Genomic DNA, 21,730 nt, shown 5'->3' with positions numbered 1-21,730 from the left:
AAAGATAATGATTCATTTTTCATTGAGTTAATTAGTCCTCATCAGAAAAGTTAATGTTATCTAGCAAGTCGTCTAATGAAGGGACTGTTTCTAACTCTTTTTTTGAGTTGTTCTTATCAGATGTAGAGGGTGCCATGCCGAAATCTGCCAAGTCTAAATCAAGATCAAAATCATCATCGTCGTCACGTTGAATACTTTGAAGAGTTGTATCTTTATAAACTCGTTTTTTGTTCTTCTCCATGAATTCATTATATTCATTCACTAAACCTTGTTCCAATCTGGCTGGAAGTCCATCTACCTTGTAAAAGGTATAAATTGAAGCTTTAAAATCATTTTTTTCTTTAAGGAAACCACTAAAAACTGTCCCGTTAACTGGTAGTATTTCATGTACATGTGTTTGAGCGTCTTCCAAGAACCCACCATTTCCTAAATCTTTCTTTTCATCCAATATAGCGAGTAGCCCTACATGATGTACTTTTTTAGCAACAATGGAACCATCTTCTAATTTTTCTGTTACATCAATAGGTTGATGAAGATTGCTGTTTTTAAATGATTTTTTAAATAGATTGGTAATATCGTCAGCATTGGTTGATTGATCCATAGGAGCCTCTACTTTAGATAGCACCAAACTTCCTCTTTGTTCCATGATTGCTCTTCTAAAATCCTGAGAATCCAGAAGTACCGATGTTCCACCACCAGTAGTAGCAGTGTTTAACTCATGGAAAATTTCTGAAATTTGTTTGTTTCCGTAATCGCGATAATTATCAATTTTTCCCCGTTCATTAGCGGGCATTTTATCGAATTCATCTTTGAACACTTGATTATCCCCAAAAATTACAAAGGCAATTCCTTTTGAAGCATCTTTAGCCGTTTTCCATATTTCTTGTGAAAATTCATTAACTTGATATAGAACATCAGGGCCGTCTGTTCTAAGAGGTAGCGTTACAATTACACCAATTTTTGTGAATCTTGACTCCGCAGCCTTAAAAGCCTGCTTAATATATTTCTGCCTGTTATTAAGAAAGTCATCTTGACCTACACTTTGTTGGATTTTCATAAGCTCTTCTTTGATTAATGGCTTATTGTTGTACTCATAAAATTCAGTTATTGCTTTAACAATAGTTGCTGTACCAGTTCCACCACCGAGCCCTGCAAAGAAGAGAACTAAATCATCTGTTGGCCGTACTTTATCATGAATAAAGGATTTGAGTTTTTCATTTGCATCCTCGTTTTCTTTCAAAATTTCAATTGCTTTTAGAGGATTTTTACCTAAACCACCAAGATTAAGAGAAACTCTACTAGATTCCGGGATGTTTTTAAGTGCTTGTAAATCGCCATCATTGGAGTTTAAAGCCAAGCAGTTATATAACATGCTACCATCTGGAGAACTAAACGCAGCAAATTCATCTGCCATGCGTGATCCTGCATTACCAAATCCTACGATTGTCATATTAATAGCTGGTTTGTTTTTAATAAATGATTTAGCCATTGTTTTCTACTTCCTTTCGGGATTGAAGTTTTTGTACTATTTGTGCTCCTCGAAGTGTAGGAGATAGTAATTTATATGGTTTCATCAATTCATAAGAGATGAGGGACATACCGGATAATTTATCAACAGAACGTTCAACGGTTTTACGATCAATCGCCGCAAATCGCTTTTCATATTGCATTGTTTTTCCATTTTTAATCCCAACTCTTCTTTCAATTTTAAGATTCTCGGCTATATCAATGATAGTAACTGCCTTTTTTTGTTCTCGTCTAATCCGAGTTATGTAATTTAAAACTTTTTTACTTACTAAATCTTTGTTAATAATATCGATAAACATTTCTTCGATATCCGACGGGAAACTCACATTGCTGTATTTTTGATTCATCTCTTTGTCCATATCGACCCGCCCTTCATTTTCTTTATTAGGATAATAGTATCTTAATTGAGATACTATTACAATTAAAAAGTTATATTTTTCTTCACAAAAATTAAACAAACGTTGTAATAACAGCTATATTTATAGTATCTATATATAGTAACTATATAGTTTGTTTTAAGGTGTTTTATGTGTAGTTTTATTATGAAAACTCTATTAGAAGGGGGAAATTAAGAATATTACTGATTAATTACAAATTATTTAGCTAATTTAACATCTTAAAAGATTATAATTATTCATATAGTTACTAAATATAGTTACTATATATAAACCTTACATATAAGCAATTATTTTGATTTTTATCATTCAAAATATATGAAGTATCTTAATGTAGTATCTATATTGAGTTTATTCTAAATTAGTTGAAATTATTGAGTATTATTTCAACCAATTATTGAATAATTAAAGTCAATCAGAGTAACCGGATCTTTACGGGCAGTTGTCACCAACTTACTTGTTTTTTAGGTGGGGGACTACTGCCCGATAAGTCGGTAATTTAAGGGTTATTTAACTTAAATATTGGTCTACATAATTTTTGTCAATAAAGCTAACTAAATAAGACCAGAGCAATCCATTTAATTACATTTGAAGGATTAGAACTGTTTACATATAAAAATCACGTTGAATAAGAAATTTTGACAGTCTAAGTCATTACAGCGATTTAAAACTAATAGGTCGTTTCAGTATCAGAGATGGGAGAATTAGCAATTGAATGGGTTACGAATCTGGTAAAAATACTTAGGGGTAATTGCAAAGAAGTTGATTAGAAAGGGGATTGATTCTGACATTTTAATGGAGTTGATTAGTGAACATCTCAAAGTAAATTATTAATAATTATTAGCTTCTGTTTTTCTGACGTTAACAATCCCGTTTATAATTGATTCATTATTTTAATTAAAATACAGGCTTAAATCACTTTCTAAATATCTATTTTTGTATCTAAGGATTTTGGTGTATTTTTGACTAGAAAATTAAGGTACCACCAAATGTACTTTCTGCGGATAAAGTGCATTTGGTGGGGTTCATTTGGTGTCAAGGCAAGTTTAACACATGGTACATAAGGTTTTTTAGGGTGTTTAGAAGCCCAACTACCCCTAAGGTAAGATGTCCTATTTTCTCAAAAAATATTACAATTATAGGAAATTATTTTCACTGTTTTAGTACATCTTTTTTCTTCAAATTCTCACTCTTTATAAGAAGGGGATTTCTAAATTTCATGGCAGCACTTTGGTTTTAATGGTATACTCATTTTTGAAATTTATATCAAACAAACAGGAACACCCTGTCCACACACAGCGTACACAAGGATTGTATGCTGAATTTGGATAGGGTGTTTTTTTTTATGGAAAGGAGAAGGAATTTGAACAGTAAAAAATGTGTGGTGCTAGATGGGAAAACCCCCCACAAAAGATTAGAACTTTCAAATAGGGAAATATCTTTGCTTTATGAAATTGCTATACATGGTGTTGTTCACGCTCAATCAATTCACAACTACTTGCAGCATTTTCTACAAAAGAAACAACATCCTAATACGGTTACAAACAGAATTAGAAAGTTTGTTGAATATGGAGTCTTAATTCGTTTGCAACAGAATGTAAGTTACACACACTCTGTTCCGTATAGGTATTATTACAAAATAGGCACACAGGGTATATTAGCGCTGGTAGAAGCAGAACTCCTACCTGAGGAAGAGTATATGGACCTTGAGCGGCGCCTATCCCTTTTGACTATTCCGAAAAACCATAATGGAGCACTCTCGATTTTGGCTTTCCAATCTAAACTACGTATTGAGGAAAATAATCTTCCTGATGTAGAACATGGTAGGGGAGTTTATGATGAGAGGCTTTTGATAAATGCAGAACATGGAGGGGGGATTCTTCCCATTGTCCCTGATTGGTTTTTTAGAAGAGGGAAACGAGTCCTTTTTTTAGAGTTTGATTCTGGTGTTCAATCACATCAAGTGATTAATTCTAAAATTGACCGCTATATCGATTATGCCGAGGATAAGCCCGAGGAAGAGGTTGTGATCATTTTTTCTGTAATGGATGCAAGTGTACAACTTGTAGTGGATAACAAAGATCGGTCAAGGAGAGTTGCTGCTTTAAAAGAATCAATGTTACCTGTACAAGAATGGCCAAGGAATTTATCTATTTATGTGCTTTCTGCAGAAAGAACCCCCAAATTGATATATCAGTTATTATCCAATCAAAATCCGCTCCCTCAATCAATCAGAAAGTGGAATACTATTGGATGGCTAGAGGAATTAAAATCTAGTAAATATTTTTTGAGTCTTCAAGAATTAAATCCTGAAATGGTTTATGGAATCTCGAGAACTGAATTATTAGAAGCTGAGTTCATTTACAGATTAGATCATTTTGAACATTACTATGATGTTGCTTTTATATTTGGAGAAGAAGGAGCGGTATCTACATATCAACGTCTAAGATCGCATCATATACGAACAACCGGTCAGTCGAGGTATGGAGAAAAAATAGACCGTATAATCGTTATCTATTCAGAGTATGAACAAGCAGAAGCAGATATTTATGGAGCGGATTGGACGAATGTATGGATCAGTGACAAAGAGGTTTTGAAAAGAAAACAACCGATACAAAAGATGTTACGAGTCAAATCACCCTTTAAAAAGGAGTTGAGTCAATTTGAATAAAAGCTCAGCTTGGAAGCACCGATTGCCGCTCTATATCGTTACTTTTTTATTTTTGGTGACCTTATATAGTATGTTCTATTCGTGGTCTAAAGTGACATCAATGATTGCCACCCAAATAAGAGGGGAGAATGTAACATATGCTTCTTTTTTATTCGGTAGCAATCTGACCCCCTCACTCATTATTTGTATTCTATTAGCCATTATTAATGTCATAAGTTGGCTAATGAGTACACGAATCAAGTTCTATCAAAAGAAGGCCATGCGAGTTATTACTTTTTATGTAACTTTATTTAGTATTATTGGGAGCCTAGCTGCCTACGGAATGGGACAAGCAAGGTTACGTATAATTCCATTTTTTGAAGAACGACTGAACAATGTAATCGAAACAAGCGGATTTTTTGAATCAATCGTATTTGAACAGACGAATGGATTTTTCTTAATGGTGCTAACATTACCAATCATTTTATTGGGCTTTATTGCACTTTTCTTATTAGGCAAATATATTCAACATGATCAAGAGTTAAATAAAGCTTTTTTTGAATTCCAATGGGCAGGAAAATGGCAACAAAAACTTTCAAAACTTGAAAACAAAGAAATGTGGCCAGACCTAGAATTGGGACTTAATTCAAAAACAAAAGAAATGGTAACTATACCAGGAAGAGACCGCACACTGAATACTAGTATAGTAGGTTCGATAGGAACAGGGAAAACGGCCGCGCTTGGTTTGCCTACACTAAAAATGGATTTAGATCATGTGACGAGTTTCATAAATGATTATCCTTCAATTTACCAAAGAGAGGATTTTCATACCGAAGAGGTTGAAGGAAGATATATGAGCGGTATTTCAGTAATTGAACCTTCAAATGACCTCTGTATGAAAACCTTTCAACTAGTTAAGGCACATGGAATTCCCGATGAGGCGATTACGTACATTAATCCACTCGACCCGGATTCTCCATCCATCAATGCTATGCGCGGCCCCGTCGATAAAGTTGCTGAAGTCTTTGCCTTAGTTATTGCTGGTTTGAACGATTCCAAAGATGGAGGGAATTTCTTTTTTGAACAAGCGCAAAGAAACCATCTCAAGCATTATATCTATCTATTAAAATTGCATGATGAAGAAAAAGACGTAGAATTAGATGATCTATTAAAAATGTACGACAATCCACAGATTGTACATGAAATGCACAAGAAACTACGAAAAAGAATCCCTAAAGATATCAATGTTTATGAGAATAGAGATGAGCGGAACTATTGGAACATTGTTAAGGGTATAGATGATTGGTTTACACAAAATCTACTACCAAAACAAAATAGACAGGGAATCGCGGAAAGAAATGCTGATGGTGAAATTTTATATTACGATGCGATAGAAGAACATGTACGAGGATTACGAAATATCTTAAACGATATTGGAGCTAACATTCTGCTTCGTCGAGTACTATTTGGTAAAAGTGATTTTGACTTCGATCTTCACATGTCTGTGGGGGGAGTCCTTTTGGTCAATACTGCAAAGGGTGAGTTAGGAAATCTACATCGAGTTCTAGGGAAAATAGTTTTAATGAATCTTCAAAATGCAAGTTTTCGTAGACCACCTATGGTTTCATCTTTTCATCATATCCTGGTTGATGAAGCACCGGACTATTTATACAATGCTTTTAAAGGGTTCCCAGCTCAATCTAGGAAGTACAAAGTAATTATTACCTTGTTATATCAAACCATTGCACAATTAGCTGAACAATTTGGGGAATATTACATGACTACCATTATCGGTACAATGCGGAATCGTATGGTATATGGGGATGTACCTAGCTATGACGCTAAATATTTCTCTGAAATGTTTGGTGAGAAATATGTATATTCAGAAGGACAATCTGAAATGTCTGTTTCTCCGCTTCAAGAAAATCCTGTATCCCGCTCAGGTTCTTCCTATTCGAAAACTAAAGAGCAAGCAATGAGCACAGGCGATATTATAGACCAGGAAGCATTCCAATGTGCTGTAAAAGTTGTTGTAAATAATAAACCGATGCCTGTAGTTCAAATTAATGCCAACTTTGTACCTAAAGAAGAGTTCTTAGAATCAAAACACAAAGTAAATCCTGATAGTTTAGATGTTTGGATAGAGCAGCGGCGCTTATTCTTAGAAAAAGGTAAAGAGGTTCAGAGTACAGAAAATAAAGAGAGCCAGATTAAAAGCATAGAAGAAACTGAGGTTTTACAAGTAGAAGATTATATAGTTGAACAAAATAATACATTCGCCATTGAACAATCTTTGGAACGTGCTATAACTTTTAAAGCAGAACCGCATCCACGTGATCCTGTCATTTATACAGCTGCAGAACCACAACCGGTCATAACAATAACTAAAAATGACAACGTGGTATCTCCTGAAAAAGAAAGAGATCTCGAAGATTGGCAGACTGCTTTAAAAACACCCATTTCAAAAGTAGAAAATTCTAATCAAAATGATGAACTTATCGATATAGGAGTAGTAGAAAAACAAAAAGAATCAGAATCAAAAGAAAGTCCATATAAACAAAGTGATATGTCTCCTGAGCAACAAAAAGGCCTGATTGATACTATTTTTGAAGAGATGTAAGCTTTCAATTACATATAAAATATGAGAAAACACTTGCACATAGCTGAATGGATTTGTAAAATGTAGCTATTGAACACGAATCTAATTTTAATATCTAATAGGGAACACCCCTAAAGTTCGGCTCTATCTGGAGCTGTCTTTTAGGCGGTGTTCTTTTTTTGTAGATTCGACAAAAATGGTTTTTAAGAGTCGTAAATATACAATACGGAAGGTGTGGTTTATACATGAAATCATGGAATGACCAAGAGGAATTAGAGGATTTAGCGAGAAAGGCTAGAATAGGAGAAATCGTTCAAGGTGTGGTTCGAAGTTCATCTTTCATGAAGATTCCAGTAATAAGAGGTAATGGACAAACTCAAATGGTTGAGGAAGAAACACTAATTATCGCTTTACCTGGAGGGATTACTGGTTATTGCCCAGCTTCTGAATTCTGGGATCGAGATTATAGTTCCATGGTTAGATTCATTGGAACAACTCAAAACTTTATTATCACAAGATTAGATCAACCTACACAGATGGCACTATTATCAGAAAAACAAGCGGGTAAACAAATTCGAGATAGTTTTTGGGATGATTTAATCGAATTAGATAAAAACGACAGCCTGCAAGATGAAACGTATGATGCAATTGTCGTGGGATATAATCAACAAAAAGGTGTCGTTCATTTGCGTATTAACAATCAAGATGCTTATATGTATCGTAGTGAATGGTCTTGGTCAGAACGACCAATCGTTGATGCACAGAACGGTGAAAAAATACAAGTTAAAATTATTCAAATTGAACCAAACGAGAAATTAGTTCGTACTTCCCGTAAACTAGCACAGCCAGATCCATTTGATTTTATTACTAAATTGAAAGTCGGTCAGCTCATAGCAGGTAGAGTAGAAGCAGTACATCCAGTTCATGGCTTATTTGTTGAAGTAGAAAATGGAGTTGTACTTAAAGCTGGAAAAGTACGAGCATTAGAAGAACCAGAAAAAGGTGACTTTGTCACATGTCGTGTCCGCTCCATTAATGCTGAAGAACGAAAAGGTAAACTAATGATTATTAACTACCCGCGCGGGAAGCGGAAGAAAAAAGACTTAGGTTCCTTTTTGTTTGAATAATGATAGAGCCAACTGAAGAATTGCTCACCAATGCAATTCAGCTGTTCCCGAGAGAGGATAAGACCTTATGTTTTTGGGACCATCCTAACTTTAAGTCCAGTGTCGCACTTCCCGATGACTATTTTGCAATTACGCGTGCTGAACAGGGGTTAGAAATGATTCATCAAGGGCGTTTAAAAGAGGATTCTTTGATGGTTATGAAAATCGTTGGTGATGCAATATGTGCAAATGAAAATCAGTTACGGCGCTACTTAAGTAAGAGGCAGTCAGCCTCAAAAACGAGTTCGACCCTTAAAAGTTTAAGAAAATATGGGTTTGTTGAACGGCATAAAAGCCATCTTGCTTTTGAAGAGGATGATGAAATTTCTTACAAACCACCCGCTCCCTTTACACTAGGGATTGGGGGGTATAAGTTGATGAATCATTTATACCCTGAGCATTCCTTCACACAACCAGAACAGTGGAGCAAAAATTCATTAGCCATTCAAAGGTATGTAGCTATGAATGAAATGCGCTGTTTATCAGTAGAAGCTGGTGTACTAAGAGGTTGGAGTTGGAATCCTTATATCGGGGGCAGCGCTAAGTATAGAAGTCCATTAGCTGTTGCAAAGCTTGAATCTCCTCAAGGTGAGATACAGCTACTCATGGAACGTCCACAAATGGCACAAAACTTCATCGGTTATTACCGTACAAAACTTGAAGTGTACCGCTATTTATATGAACGTGACAAATATTTTAAAATAGATGGCTTTTCGAAAGCTAATCTTCAAATAGTATGCTTGTATGTTTCGTCTAGTAGCATGGCTAAATTTATTCAAGAAGAAATTCGTCTACATACTTTCCCGTTTGATATTTGGTTATTGTCCAATGAATGGATTTCAGAAGAAAAGGGTATGTCTGAAGCTTTTTGTACTGTTAACCAAGATGGATTGAAGAGAATACGCATTCCGTTTTTGGCACCTAAACAAATGTAAAAAAAGTATAAAATATATAGATATAAATATACAATAAAGAAATTGACATACTATGACTTTCCATGATAACGTTAGTTCAACACTCTTTTTCAATAGTTTTTTGACTTTTGAATAAGAAAAAAGGGAAATGCGGAAACATTTCCCTTCCCAATTGAAAACTTAATGAACCATAAATGGGAATACCCCAGAAGAGTAGAAAGCCTTAACGGTCTCTACTTTTCTGGGGTATTTTTGCTTTTTCTGAGATAAATAGAAAGGTGGAACGCAAGTGCGTGTTTTACTTGCAGTAGGTGAGCCAAATTTAGCAGATATTTTACGTAAGTTTCTAGTAGAAGCAAGTTTTGATGTTAGTAATAATGATATTCTCCATAGAGATTACTTAAAGGAAATCATGGAGGCTGAAAAACCTAATATATTGATTCTTCATGATACTTATTTACCTAGTAATTCACATTCTGAAGATATAAAAGACCTAGAAATGTTACAACTTATTGAGTCATGGAGAATAACCTACAACGATAAAATACGGGTTGTTTATCTATGTGAAAGAGATCGTCGTGATCCTTTCTTAGGACAGCTAGTCGCCAGGAATGTATTAGATATTTTTAATGAACGTCAAATTTCAGCTTCATCATTCGTTGAACAGTTAAATCATCCCGCTCAGTTTGCTAATGTACAAAAGTTTGGAGTAGGAGAAGTCACCGTCGAATTTGAAGAAATCAAGGAAGAACAGGACAAAGAACAGGAGACCGAACATTCGACTTTAGTTAAAAATGCTCTTCATAATGTGTCTCAACAACTTTCTGGTCACTTGAAAGATTTCAAAAACAAACGAATTGAGAAAAAACTAAAACAGACCGCTGATAAGGAAAGCAAGGAAAAAATGGAGGAAGCTGAAGCTGCTGTTGCGCTTGTCGAAACTCATGAATCAGAGCGGGAGCCAGCTGAAACCTATGAAGAAACTCCACCCATAGACGAACCTGGATCAAGGAGTAGTCGTAATAAGCAAAGAATAAGAATGCCTTCTTTTAATAGTGAAGATATATTAGACCTCATGCCTATACCTAAAGAGATCTACGTTCAAAATCGTGTTGTAGGAACGATGGTAATAGGGGTAGCAGGTGTGAAACCTCATATAGGGGCTACTCACATTGCTCAAAGTATAGCGAGCTACTTATCTTCTACAAAACATTCGGTTGCACTTGTTGAATGGAATGAGTCAAAAGATTTTGACCGTATTCACTCTTTATATGAAGGAGAGAGTCAGTACATAAATCATGTTAAAGCATTTGAGCTTAAAGGAATTGAACATTATAAGTATCGCAATTCCATGAATTTAGGTGAGATTTTCTCGAAATATGAATATGTGGTACTAGATATAGGTGAATTATCAGATTCCTTTTTTATCGAGGAATTTTTACGAGCCCATTTAAAATTCGTTATTACTTCACCATTTGAATGGAAACAACATTGGCTTGAAGAGTTTCGTACATCAATCCCTAAAACGGATGGTCTAACCTATTTGGTCCCATTTGCAAACAAAGAAAGTATTCGAGACTTAAAGAATAGGTTCCCTTCTGAGGAATTTAAAATGTTTCCCGCTGTACCTAATCCTTATGAACTTGATACGGAAGCGGATGATGCCATTGAAGAATTCTTAGATGGTTATCTGAAAGAACAAAAGACCATGTTTTCCAAATCAATGATTGTTATCGCAAGTATTGCAAGTATTGCAGTGACTGCTATTATTGCAGCTTTTCTGTTTTGAATAAGTGAAATACAAAGATTTTAACATGCAGCCTAAACAAGGAGGAAAGAAGATTGAATATACGGTTAAGAACAAAAAAGCTTATTATAGCAGGTCTTTGGGGAGCTTTAGGAATGCTTATCATAGCTTCGGTAGTTGGGGCAATCTGGTATCAATCGTCTCAAAAAAAGGAATTAGCATTACGTGCTCAATATGATAAAAAGATTCAAGAATATGAAGAATGGGCAGATGCGAATGTAGAAGCTTATTCTGTGAAAGATGATATTCGCGCTGGTACAAAGATCACGCAAGATATGATTCAAGAAGTAGTTGTCCCTAACCGGGCCGCTTCAAAAGATTTAATCGCCAGCAAAATTTTATTAGCAAGTGGACTTTATGCAAAAGTCGATTTAAAAGCAAATAGCGTTTTAACTAATGCAACGACTTATAGAGAAGAAATGCTAGAAAAAGATGTAAGGGAAATTGAATATAATTTTGTTGTTTTACCTACAAAACTAAAAAAAGAAGCATTCGTTGATCTACGAATTCAATTCCCGAATGGAGATGACTACATTCTTTTATCTAAAAAACAGGTTAAAGACTTAACTGATTCGACAGTATGGATGAATTTAAATGAAGGCGAAATTCTGATGATGTCCTCGGCTATCGTAGATGCCTATATGGAAGAAGCTAAAATTTATGCAGTTGAATATGTAGATGGATATGTACAGGAAAATTCTAATGTCACTTATCCAGTAAAAGCAAATGTACGTGAACTCATTACTGAAAGCCCAAATATTGTAAGCATTGCAGAATTAAATCTTGAAAAACAAAATCGAAAACGATTAGAGGACCAATTACATAAAATGGACGCAACAACTAAACAAGAGTTACGTCAAAATGAAAAAGCTGATAGATCTGAAACCAATACTGATGGACAAGAGCAAACTAAAGTAACAACTGAAGAAGACATATTTACACAGGCTGAAGGAGGTAAGGAAAAATGAAGCAACAAAAACACTATATTCTTATGTTAGGTACTCGAGATAAAACGGATTTTGGAATGTACTTATCCCATGTTTTTTCTGGACTTGATAAAAAGGTTTTGTTGGTAGATTCCACCGAAAAGCAGTTGTACAGAGACGGGTATACGACACTTGGAAAAGATCGATATTTATACGATTTTCAAGGAGTTGATATTTTAACCGGTGTTAAGGATTGGAACAGTATAAATACCTTACTTGAAAAAGAAGATGAAAAACTGTCCACTTATGATGTTGTTCTTGTTGATGTAGATAACCTACAGAACTCTCTTGCTGATTGGTCAGGTATAAACACTCAACTTTATGTAGGTGACTACGAAAGGATGAATATGCAAAAGGATAAGCAACTCTTAACTCGTTATATTGATGAAACAGGTAATAACGAATTCTTCCATATTAGTTACTATGTTAGAAATAAATTAGAACCTGATTTTTTTGACGAATTAACTGGATATCGAATTCAATGGAAATCTCTACCGATAGAAATTGAATTTGATGAAGTAGATTTACAACTAAGAATTATCATGCAGCATAATCTACAAATTCCTTTTAAACGTTTATCAAATGGTTATAAAGAGGCGCTAACTTCTATCGTCACAGCTATTTATGGTTTACACAAAAAAGAAGTTATGAGTGTATTCAACCATTCCTTTATGAGAATACCTCGTAAATTGTTAACTGCAGAATAATCAGAAAGGGGAGTTTTTTTTGAGTACGATTGTATCTTGGAGTCCAGTACATGGACAAGGAGCTAATACTACTAATACAGTGGCACTTGCTTCTGCCATGGCATTTGATAATTCATATAAAGCATTATTAACTTATACACAATTTGACAACTCTCCATTAGAGTCAATATTTAATGAGGACAAAGAAGGACAGTTTGATGATAAAGGGTTCGGAGCATTAGGTCGTTTAGTTAAAAGTAATTTATTAAAAGAAGATGCAATTATAGATTATACCGACACAATCATTCGTAATCGTCTTGACTTTCTACCGGGAAATCAACGAAACATAGAGGAAGAATACCATGAAAAAGTGTGGCGTAGTGTTTTAGCAATTGCCAAAAGTTCTTATGAATTAACTTGGGTTGACGCATACAGCGGTAAAAGAAACTTCATAACATCTACTTTACTCAGTGAAGCAGACTTAGTGATTGTAAATCTACCGCAAAATGCACATGTTTTAGATTTGTTCTTTAATGGCGATCTTATTCCTGAAGAATTACTTTTTACTCGTTATATGATCATTATTGGTCAATATGATGAGAAAAGTAGTTTGTCTTTAAAGAATATCAAGCGTAAATATCGTGTTAAAGTGCCCATTTATAGTATTCCCTATTTTACGGCCTATAAAGATGCTTTTAATAACCAAAGAACACAAGAGTTTTTCTATCGGGCTGTAAAAAGTGTTAAAAAAGATTATTCTTATCATTTTATGAATGAAGTACGGATGATCAATAAGCAAATAAAAAAAGAACTTCAGCTAGATAAAGCAGAAAAAGAAGATGAGGATTGGTCATGACACAGGAAGTGAATATCGTTCTAAGTCTCCTATTAATAGGATCTGTGATATTTTTCATTGTAATTCGCTTGTTGAGTCAAAAAAAGGTGACAAAGTCAGATGAAGTACTGGAACAAGAAACATTTCAACTGGATAAAGTCCATTCCTTTGTGAAAAAGAAAATAAATGAAATGACAAGTGTGAATCTTTACAATTTAGGGCTAGCTGAAGAAGCATTTATACGTCAAACCCGTAGATTGAATGAATTAAAAGAATCCTTAAAAATGTGTAATACAGGGGATATCAACAGCAAGACTTATGTAAAAGAGTTTTTATATGATTTATTGAAGGAGCAGTATGGATTCAATGAACAAAACGTAAATATCACAATACCATTCGATCAGCCACAGAACATGTCTGTTCGTGAAATGTTTGATACGCTGCTGTTTATTTATCAAAAATCTTATAAATTCAATGCTCTTTCTATGTTCATGACAGAAAATCACTTAGATGAAGAAAAAGAGGATGGAGGGTTTCGTGTCACTGCAGACGAAATTCGGCAGATTTATAAGAAAAAGGTTAAGAATTTAACATTTGAAGACAAGCTCAGAATTATTACTCAACGGATTTATGCTCAATATAAAGGGTTTGGAGTTATAGACGAAATCCGAGATATGAAAATTGATGGTGTTTCTGGAGGAGTATCTGGTCTCCCTAAACGCCTTGAAAACTTCGATGATGAAGAACTACTGGTTGACCGTTTAAAATTGCAAAAACAATCATTTGATAGCGTTTGGTTCATGTTTAAAGGGAAAACCATTCATTTATCATTCCTTTCATTCGAACATGAAGCAGAACTAAGACGAGTTGTGCAAAATGTTTACAAGTATAATCATCCAGGTCAATTATCAGAAAGCCGGCCATACCTAATCAATGAAATGTTTGACGGTTCACGTGTCGTAGTTGTTCGTCCGAAATTTGCAGAGTCCTGGGCATTTTTCATAAGAAAGTTTGATACAGCTACTATTGAAATCGAAAAGTTGCTGATTCATGAAAATAAAAACCTTCCTATACGCCTAATGTCTTTTTTAATGGCGGGAAATCGAATTACTGCCATCACAGGTTCTCAGGGTTCAGGGAAAACCACCTTACTTATGGCACTCATTCAATACATTCATAAATCACTTACACTACGGATCCAAGAGACTTCTTTTGAATTGAATTTACGACGTCTATATCCAGACCGAAACATTTTAAGTTTTCAAGAAACTGATATAGTAAGCGGCCAAGAAGGATTGGACTTGCAAAAGAAAACGGATGGTGCTGTGAACATTGTTGGAGAGGTAGCTACTGATGAGGTAGCCGCTTTGATGATTCAAAGTTCTCAAGTCGCTTCTCTCTTCACACTATTCTCTCATCACTCTAAGACATTAAGTGATTTAATTTATTCTATACGTAACAGTTTGTTAAAGACAGGAATGTTTTCTAACGAATCCATTGCAGAGCAACAAGTAGTGAGCGTATTAGAATTTGATATTCATATTGAACGTGATTACGATGGGACCCGGTATATTCAACGAATTACAGAATGTATTCCTGTTAATACCGATGAAAGTGAATTAGCGCTACCTGCACTTAACGAACTATCAAAGGAAGAAATGTTTTATGAAGCAGCTACTACCTATTTCAGGCAAGCAACGAAACGTCGCCAATTCCGTGAGCGAAATATTGTGGAATTTATAGACGGTCGTTATGAAGCTGTAAATCCTATCAGCAAAGAACGGCAAGAGGATATGCTAAGAAATTTACCTATCGCATTACAAAGTGATTTCCGCTCTTTCATAAACGAGTATTGGGGGGCTAGCGAATGATAGAAGTGGTTTTGCTAGCCTTTATCATACTAGCAATCTTATTTTACGCAGCATATATGATTTTAGAAATGCGTTCACCCAGTGATAATGCTCAGAAATACATTGATAAACCAAAGAGTGATTTTAAATCTCTTTATAATGTACAAGCTCAAAAGGCTTACGTCCTTTTTTTAAGAATTCCTATTTTGAAGAAGCTAGTTAAGACCATTCGTAGAAAGATGGAGACCGTTGCGAGTGTAGATGAATATTCGCTACGTCGTGAAATTATGACAACTATTTTCACGATTACCATCTTATGTGCTGTTATCCTTACAGGTTTTGCTGTATTTGCACCCGATTGGAACATCATGGTTTGGGTACTGATTGGTTTAGCGTTCTTAAGCTCCGTACTAATCGATCTATTTGTTTATCGAGTAGAGGAACGACTTTTAGTACAGACAAAAGAATATTTAGGTCACCTTCGCTATTTTTATCAGCAAACAAAAATGGTTGATGAGTCCGCTTATGAAGCCATGCAGATGTCAGGCCCTGTTATGAAAAAACAAGCGGACCGTATGTATGAAATATTACTGTCACATGAGCCTAACAAAGCTTTACAGGAATATGAAGACGTGGCTCCTAATCGGTTTTTAAAAGTCATAGCAGGACTATTAGTGTTAATTAAAGAGCAGGGGGATGTAGAAACGGATAAAGGTTCTGCATTCCTACGTGGATTAACGAGTATGACCCAAGAATTAAATGATGAGATCCTTTTTAGAAATAAATTACGCTATAAGTTAAAAGGACTTACTGTAGTAGCCATTATACCCATGTTCTTTGCATTACCCATCAAGTACTGGGCAAGCACATATTTTCCTTCTTTAGGCGCTTTTTACGATAGTTGGTTTGGTGTTTTCTCTCAAATAATCGTCTATGCATCTGTATTTATTTCTTTCCTTTTAATTCGGAAAATGAAAGAAGTAACTGAACCAAAATACCATGCTACTGTAAAGAGAAACTCTTGGGAAGAAAGGCTTTTAAAATATAAACCAATTTCTAAGTTTATTAATTTACTAGTTCCACACTATTATCAAAAGACGCATTATAAACTGACCAAATTGATTAAAGAAGCCAATTCGCCCATGAAAATTGAATGGCTTTACTTACAAAGAGTTCTTTTAGCATTGTTAAGCGCTGCTTTTATGATAAGCACGACCTTTATCATTCATTTCAATGAAAAAAACGATGTTTTGTATAAATCTACTCCTGCTTCCTTTTATATCGGAAAGCAAGCTGAGGATGATATAGCTAGAAATGAAGCATTAACTGCTTTCGACCGCGAAATTTTGTTAAAGACATCGGAATGGAAAGCTCCAGATCAATCAGATGTTCAAAAACTTGTAGCGACACAGATGGGCTTAGAAAAGGATGACCAAGAAGTAGAAACGATCACTAAACGTATCATGATTAAGTTTTCTAAAATAGAAAATGCTTTCGTGAAATGGTGGGAAGTCCTTTTGGCGATGGTTGTAGCGCTATTTTCTTATCAGTTGCCAGTTTGGATTCTTTACTTCCATCGGTTCATGCGCAAGAAAGAAATGGAAAATGAGGTTAATCAGTTTTACATTCTTATCGGTGTTTTACGTGAATTTGACCGGATGAGTGTTGAAACGATTTTAATATGGATGGAACGCTTTTCAGTCGTATTTAGGGAGCCGCTTAGAGAATGTCTACAGGAATTCGATAGTGGTCCAGAAGAGACATTAAAGAACATGAAGGACAAGGTTTCATTCGAACCGTTTAATCAAATTATCTCAAGGTTAGAACTCTCTGTTGTGCGTATCTCTATTAAGCAAGCATTCAATGATTCTGAAGTTGAAAGAGACTATTACATTGCACAACGTAAAGAGATCAATGAAAGGTCAATTGAAGAAAAGTCCTGGTTTGGAGAAGTATTAGGGTTAGCGCCTGTATACATACTCATTGGTCTATATTTAATTGCACCATTCCTTTACATCAGTATTACCGAGTCAGGAGACTTGTTGATGCAAATACAGTAATAAAAAAATCCCAAAGAGGAAAAGGAGAATGTTTACATGGATGCAGCAAAAAAAGCGTTATTTTTTGGAGCAGGGTTATTTTTAACGATTGGACTGATTACATTATTCGTTATGGTTTACGGAAGTGCGACAGAAGCTTCAAAATCTGCTCAAACCGAGTTTTCAGGTTTGCAAGCTGAGTTAAAAGATCAAAAGTATTTGGTTTATGATAATACTAAAGTTTCTGGTTCACAAGTTGTTAATGCCGTTCGTAAATTCAAATCTGAAGGTGAAGCTGGTAATATTGGTGTTTACATTGAAACTGGAAAAAACGGTAATGGTACAGGTACTTGGTATTACAGTAATGCATCTTCAGTTAATAATTTAGCAAAAGCTTCTGTGGATACAAGTAATTTAAGTGATGAAACAAATTCCAATTATGTTAATCCAAGCGGAATGTTTAACGCTACCATCGTACGTGATAGTAACAATGCCATTCGCGCAATTAAATTTGTTCAAGAGAAAAAATAATTTTTGAAGGAGGCGGAGCGGGTTTCCCGCTCCGATTGTATATGAACGTGCCACAAAGAGCCATTGGCTTATTTTTTTCATTGACAATCTTAATTTCTGGAATAGGTTTTAGCATTCCTCAATTACAAGATATATCAAAGGGTCTTGACCAAATAAAAAACCCTTATAAACCGATTGTTGAGGTCACAGAAATACCAAAAGCACCCTTATATTCTGGTTCACAGGTGATTGGTCAGCTTATCGATATAGGTACCAATAAAGCACCTATTCAGGTAGATGATGTAACCTTTTTAAATGACAGTGATGTTAAAAATAATCAAAATATAGTTGATTTACCCTCTTCTTATTTACAACAGATCGAGAGAAATCCTGATGGTACGATAAAGAAAATTATATTTACGAAAGAGGTTTAGATAAATGGGTAATCCAATATCAAAAATAGTTGCCTTTTTAATCGCCATTTTGTTGATAGTTTGGTTACCCATCTATCAATCTTTTGAGAAACAAGACTCCATAGCATATCACCATGCCTATCAATCGGTTACTACTTTTGTAGATAATGTACGCAACAAGGGATATATCACACCTGACATGTATGAAGATTTTCAATCGTCGTTAGAAATTGGGTCTTATTTATATGATATAGAAATGACGCACGAAGAAAAGGTTTATACACCTGTACATACCGATCCAGCCCAATCTTCTACATTTACTGGAGATTTCTTAGTCCAATACGACGAATATTATGAGTCTCAAATTCTTGAAACCTTATTTCCCGATACCACAGAGGATAAAGATTCAAATGTTAGAATCTATTATTTACATGTTGGAGACCGATTTAAAGTAAATATATCAAATAAGGTCAAAACTAAATCTTCTATGATGCGAGAATTTTTCACATTCGGAAAAACGGGAAATGAAGCAATCCTTGAGATTCCATATGGAGGCATGGTTCTAAATGAAGATTACTGACTTTGCGATAGTCTTCATCATTTTAATGGTGCCGCTCTTCTTTTTAATTCAATGGAAAGATGAAGGAGTTACGAAGACTGTACAATTAACTAATCAATATAATTCTGCATTAACAGCTGGAGTTCAAGATGGAGCATTTACTATGAGGATGAATTCAGATGCTAATTTCGAAAGTGGATATGGAACATTTAAGTTCAACCATGTAAATAAAGAAGAAGCCCTTTCCTCTTTCTTTGAAACGCTTAATTTGAACTTTGGTGCAGCTGAACCCATTGGACAAGATGTTCTCTCTAGATACGTCCCTGTCATTGGCGTAATTGACTATGATGGCTTGCATATTAATGCTTTTGATAAATACGAGAATGAACATGGCACAACTACTTGGAAACGTGTTTGGCTGCCGGAAATTCCTTTTACTTATCATGATTCTACTGGTAATATCATTAAATTTTCGATAGATGAATATGTACAAGTTTATGATCAAGCGTTACAAAAATGGGTTTCAGGGCCAAGACTAGAGATTGCTCCCCAAGTAACGATTCCCCTTTTAACAGCACCCAACTTTGAGGTCATTCGCCGTCAGGTCATTGTGAATACTTTACAAGATCAATTGGCGTATTATATAAATGAGCATAATACCTATACAAGAAAACTAGGGATCAATTATACATTTGCTTTACCTACGATTTCGCAAGAAGATTGGAATAACAGTGTTTCAGACATTAGCTTTTTTGCTTTTATTCAAGGAGTTCCCTTAGAACGAGACTCTATATATAATAATTATTCCTTTGCAGGCAGTCGTTTAACTAAAACAACAAACTTTTTTGGTAGTGTTGTAGACGGAAGAAAGATTTATTATAGAGAGAATAAGAATTGTGGGACTACCTATCCGATTGATGAAATATTTTCTAGTGCAAAGCAAGCTGCAAAGAAAGGATACTCTTATAAATCCTGTTCAAGAAATTGACGTTTTAAGTCAGTTTGATATAATAAGAGTACATTCTAATTTGCATTTACAAGAGGACCACCCTCAAATGCAGAACACATTGTTGTTCTGTCTTTGAGGGTGGTTCTTTTTTTGTATGGATAAAGGGGGAGAGATTATTCTTTTGTTTTTATTGCATTTCATAATATAATATTATATTATATGAGTAAGGATACTTGTTCTTTTAGGTAATCATACTCAGCTGAATGCCGATAAAAGAAAAGAAGAACAAATACATGAGGAGGATTTAATATGAAAAAAAATTCATCAATCTTTTTAGCAGCTATGGTGGCTTCAACGATTACACCTGCTGTAGTTGCACCAATCCAAGCAGAAGCGGCTGTCAAAGACTTTACGGATGTACCACCTACTCATTGGGCATACCAAATGATTAATGAAATGAAAGAAAAAGGAATCATCAATGGCTATAAGGATAATACATTTAAGCCTAATGCTACGATCTCAAGGGAACATGTAGCACTACTATTATCAAAGTCGTTGGATTTACCTGCAATTAAACCAGCTGTATCGTTTTCTGATGTTCCTAAATCATCGCCTTACTATGATGCAATCACAACAGTTCAGCGTGCAGGAATCTTTGATGGAGGTTCTTCAGGAAAGTTCAAACCAAAAGAACCTATAACGCGAGCTCAATTGGCTAAAGTCTTGGTTTTAGCTTTTGATTTAAAGGCCAAATCTAATACCACTTTCAAAGATATACCTTCTAATCACTGGGCTAGTGATTACATCAAAGCCTTAGCGTCTAACGGAGTCACAGTTGGGAATAACGGAAATTTCTTACCAAATGACCCTGTAACAAGAGCGCATTATGCTGTATTTTTACATCGATCTATTAATCTAGACCCGGACTATGTAGCGCCACCTGTTGTAAAGCCAGAGACGCCAAATGTTCCTCCAGTAACAGGAGAGGTTGTAAAACATGATCCTACTGCTACATATGAGCAATTGTTGAAAAAATACGGCAAGCAAGAAATTGTTTACCGAGAGGTAGTTCCAGCTCTAGACAGAGATAGATTCTTTGTAATAGATTTACTTCAAGATTTTTATGACATTAACAACGCAGCAGGTGTAGATCCAAAAATACTAATAGGCGAACAGTTTCAATTCCCTGCCTACAAAAATTCAATTGTGGATGGGTATATTGTTAATGCGATTTTTGCAATACCAAACACATTCCCAGTAAGTGAACTAGTGTCAATTACAGGAACATCGTTTTTGAATCATTCACAAACAACCGAGAATTTGAATGACGGAATTGTACCACCAAGAAAGTCTTTAACTTATGTTCCTAGCTATGAAAATAGTCAGTATGATCTGTTTGAAGATAAAGTATTCTCTTATCAACCAACTCAAAGCGGTCAAATTTTAGTTGACCTCCATATTAATTCGAAAAATGTTGTAGTTAATACAAAAGATAAAGTGAACACACAGGTACTAAGCAAAGCACCTGTATTATCTTCTAATTCATTTTTAGTGGATTCATCACTGTTTAAATCATTTGGAGACGTTATAGCATCTTCTACCAAATTAAAAATGACAGTAAATAATAATGTTTTAGAAATTACACCTAATAGCAAGCAAGCTTTATTAAACGGTAAATCTATCACTCTACCTTATACTCCAACTTATGCTAATGGAATCTATTATGTAGGAGTAGAAGAAACTGGAGAACTACTTGGACTACAAGTAAGAAAAATGTTAGATTTCCAGAAAATTCATATTGGTAACTTCTCTTTAGGCGGAGATATTGATCTATAAACAGAGGGA

At 34.9% G+C, this 21,730-nt stretch carries 17 protein-coding genes; 15 read left to right on the top strand and 2 right to left on the bottom strand.

What is annotated here, in order from left to right; all coding sequences use genetic code 11:
* Nucleotides 1-31 precede the first annotated feature (31 nt).
* Together V179_RS0125270 and V179_RS0125265 are read right to left on the bottom strand one after the other, a co-directional pair.
* Nucleotides 32-1,489 carry an FtsZ/tubulin family protein gene (locus V179_RS0125270; protein ID WP_028393938.1) on the bottom strand — a complete coding sequence of 486 codons (1,458 nt, stop codon included), beginning with the start codon at nucleotides 1,487-1,489 and terminating at the stop codon, nucleotides 32-34.
* Nucleotides 1,482-1,886, bottom strand: a complete 405-nt coding sequence (locus V179_RS0125265; protein ID WP_028393937.1) for a hypothetical protein — start codon at nucleotides 1,884-1,886, stop codon at nucleotides 1,482-1,484. Before V179_RS0125265 ends, V179_RS0125270 begins: the two co-directional genes overlap by 8 nt.
* Nucleotides 1,887-3,285: 1,399 nt before the next feature.
* On the opposite strand from V179_RS0125265, the gene V179_RS0125260 reads away from it, so the two are divergent.
* The 15 genes from V179_RS0125260 (at nucleotide 3,286) to V179_RS29370 (ending at nucleotide 21,721) form a co-directional block, all read left to right on the top strand.
* The gene (locus tag V179_RS0125260; RefSeq protein ID WP_028393936.1) at nucleotides 3,286-4,593 is read left to right on the top strand and encodes a replication-relaxation family protein; all 1,308 of its coding nucleotides are present in this window, start codon (nucleotides 3,286-3,288) and stop codon (nucleotides 4,591-4,593) included.
* The gene (locus tag V179_RS28755) at nucleotides 4,586-7,192 is read left to right on the top strand and encodes a type IV secretory system conjugative DNA transfer family protein (protein WP_051405136.1); all 2,607 of its coding nucleotides are present in this window, start codon (nucleotides 4,586-4,588) and stop codon (nucleotides 7,190-7,192) included. Before V179_RS0125260 ends, V179_RS28755 begins: the two co-directional genes overlap by 8 nt.
* 224 nt (nucleotides 7,193-7,416) lie before the next feature.
* A complete protein-coding gene (locus V179_RS0125250; protein ID WP_028393935.1) occupies nucleotides 7,417-8,298 on the top strand; it encodes a hypothetical protein in 882 nt (293 codons plus the stop codon).
* A 155-nt stretch (nucleotides 8,299-8,453) separates the two neighbouring features.
* Nucleotides 8,454-9,272: a hypothetical protein gene (locus V179_RS28750; protein ID WP_152534824.1), complete on the top strand. Its 819-nt coding sequence runs from the start codon at nucleotides 8,454-8,456 to the stop codon at nucleotides 9,270-9,272.
* 268 nt (nucleotides 9,273-9,540) lie between these two features.
* The gene (locus tag V179_RS0125240; protein ID WP_028393934.1) at nucleotides 9,541-11,040 is read left to right on the top strand and encodes a hypothetical protein; all 1,500 of its coding nucleotides are present in this window, start codon (nucleotides 9,541-9,543) and stop codon (nucleotides 11,038-11,040) included.
* A 53-nt stretch (nucleotides 11,041-11,093) separates the two neighbouring features.
* On the top strand, nucleotides 11,094-12,026 hold the full coding sequence (locus V179_RS28745; RefSeq protein ID WP_051405134.1) for an SAF domain-containing protein: 933 nt from the start codon (nucleotides 11,094-11,096) through the stop codon (nucleotides 12,024-12,026).
* On the top strand, nucleotides 12,023-12,751 hold the full coding sequence (locus tag V179_RS0125230) for a hypothetical protein (RefSeq protein WP_028393933.1): 729 nt from the start codon (nucleotides 12,023-12,025) through the stop codon (nucleotides 12,749-12,751). Before V179_RS28745 ends, V179_RS0125230 begins: the two co-directional genes overlap by 4 nt.
* A gap of 19 nt (nucleotides 12,752-12,770) precedes the next feature.
* On the top strand, nucleotides 12,771-13,586 hold the full coding sequence (locus V179_RS0125225; RefSeq protein ID WP_028393932.1) for a hypothetical protein: 816 nt from the start codon (nucleotides 12,771-12,773) through the stop codon (nucleotides 13,584-13,586).
* Nucleotides 13,583-15,436, top strand: coding sequence for an ATPase, T2SS/T4P/T4SS family (locus V179_RS0125220; protein WP_028393931.1), 1,854 nt, complete (start codon nucleotides 13,583-13,585; stop codon nucleotides 15,434-15,436). Before V179_RS0125225 ends, V179_RS0125220 begins: the two co-directional genes overlap by 4 nt.
* Complete coding sequence (locus V179_RS0125215; protein WP_028393930.1) at nucleotides 15,433-17,475, top strand: hypothetical protein; 2,043 nt, start codon at nucleotides 15,433-15,435, stop codon at nucleotides 17,473-17,475. The genes V179_RS0125220 and V179_RS0125215 overlap by 4 nt, the downstream gene beginning before the upstream one ends.
* 36 nt (nucleotides 17,476-17,511) lie before the next feature.
* Entirely contained in the window at nucleotides 17,512-17,985 is a 474-nt protein-coding gene (locus V179_RS0125210) for a hypothetical protein (RefSeq protein WP_028393929.1), read from the top strand.
* Nucleotides 17,986-18,020: 35 nt separating this feature from the next.
* On the top strand, nucleotides 18,021-18,398 hold the full coding sequence (locus V179_RS0125205; protein WP_152534823.1) for a hypothetical protein: 378 nt from the start codon (nucleotides 18,021-18,023) through the stop codon (nucleotides 18,396-18,398).
* Between the two features lie 4 nt (nucleotides 18,399-18,402).
* Nucleotides 18,403-18,957 (top strand): hypothetical protein, encoded by a 555-nt coding sequence (locus V179_RS0125200; RefSeq protein WP_028393927.1) that lies wholly within the window; start codon nucleotides 18,403-18,405, stop codon nucleotides 18,955-18,957.
* On the top strand, nucleotides 18,944-19,924 hold the full coding sequence (locus V179_RS0125195) for a hypothetical protein (protein ID WP_028393926.1): 981 nt from the start codon (nucleotides 18,944-18,946) through the stop codon (nucleotides 19,922-19,924). Before V179_RS0125200 ends, V179_RS0125195 begins: the two co-directional genes overlap by 14 nt.
* 270 nt (nucleotides 19,925-20,194) lie before the next feature.
* A complete protein-coding gene (locus tag V179_RS29370) occupies nucleotides 20,195-21,721 on the top strand; it encodes an S-layer homology domain-containing protein (RefSeq protein WP_051405133.1) in 1,527 nt (508 codons plus the stop codon).
* Nucleotides 21,722-21,730: the final 9 nt, after the last annotated feature.

Source organism: Bacillus cihuensis, assembly GCF_000504145.1.
Taxonomy (GTDB): Bacteria; Bacillota; Bacilli; order Bacillales; family DSM-1321; genus Peribacillus; species Peribacillus huizhouensis.
Note: the sequence above shows the minus strand (reverse complement) of the source record. Positions and strands in the feature narration are given on the sequence as shown.

What these genes read in the sequence shown, in the direction of transcription:
- V179_RS0125230 (WP_028393933.1), top strand. Translation starts at nt 12,023, where the DNA reads ATGAAGCAACAAAAACACTATATTCTTATGTTAGGTACTCGAGATAAA.
- V179_RS0125220 (WP_028393931.1), top strand. Translation starts at nt 13,583, where the DNA reads ATGACACAGGAAGTGAATATCGTTCTAAGTCTCCTATTAATAGGATCT.
- V179_RS28750 (WP_152534824.1), top strand. Translation starts at nt 8,454, where the DNA reads ATGATTCATCAAGGGCGTTTAAAAGAGGATTCTTTGATGGTTATGAAA.
- V179_RS0125195 (WP_028393926.1), top strand. Translation starts at nt 18,944, where the DNA reads ATGAAGATTACTGACTTTGCGATAGTCTTCATCATTTTAATGGTGCCG.
- V179_RS0125215 (WP_028393930.1), top strand. Translation starts at nt 15,433, where the DNA reads ATGATAGAAGTGGTTTTGCTAGCCTTTATCATACTAGCAATCTTATTT.
- V179_RS0125265 (WP_028393937.1), bottom strand. Translation starts at nt 1,886, where the DNA reads ATGGACAAAGAGATGAATCAAAAATACAGCAATGTGAGTTTCCCGTCG.
- V179_RS0125270 (WP_028393938.1), bottom strand. Translation starts at nt 1,489, where the DNA reads ATGGCTAAATCATTTATTAAAAACAAACCAGCTATTAATATGACAATC.
- V179_RS0125250 (WP_028393935.1), top strand. Translation starts at nt 7,417, where the DNA reads ATGAAATCATGGAATGACCAAGAGGAATTAGAGGATTTAGCGAGAAAG.
- V179_RS0125200 (WP_028393927.1), top strand. Translation starts at nt 18,403, where the DNA reads ATGGGTAATCCAATATCAAAAATAGTTGCCTTTTTAATCGCCATTTTG.
- V179_RS29370 (WP_051405133.1), top strand. Translation starts at nt 20,195, where the DNA reads ATGAAAAAAAATTCATCAATCTTTTTAGCAGCTATGGTGGCTTCAACG.
- V179_RS0125210 (WP_028393929.1), top strand. Translation starts at nt 17,512, where the DNA reads ATGGATGCAGCAAAAAAAGCGTTATTTTTTGGAGCAGGGTTATTTTTA.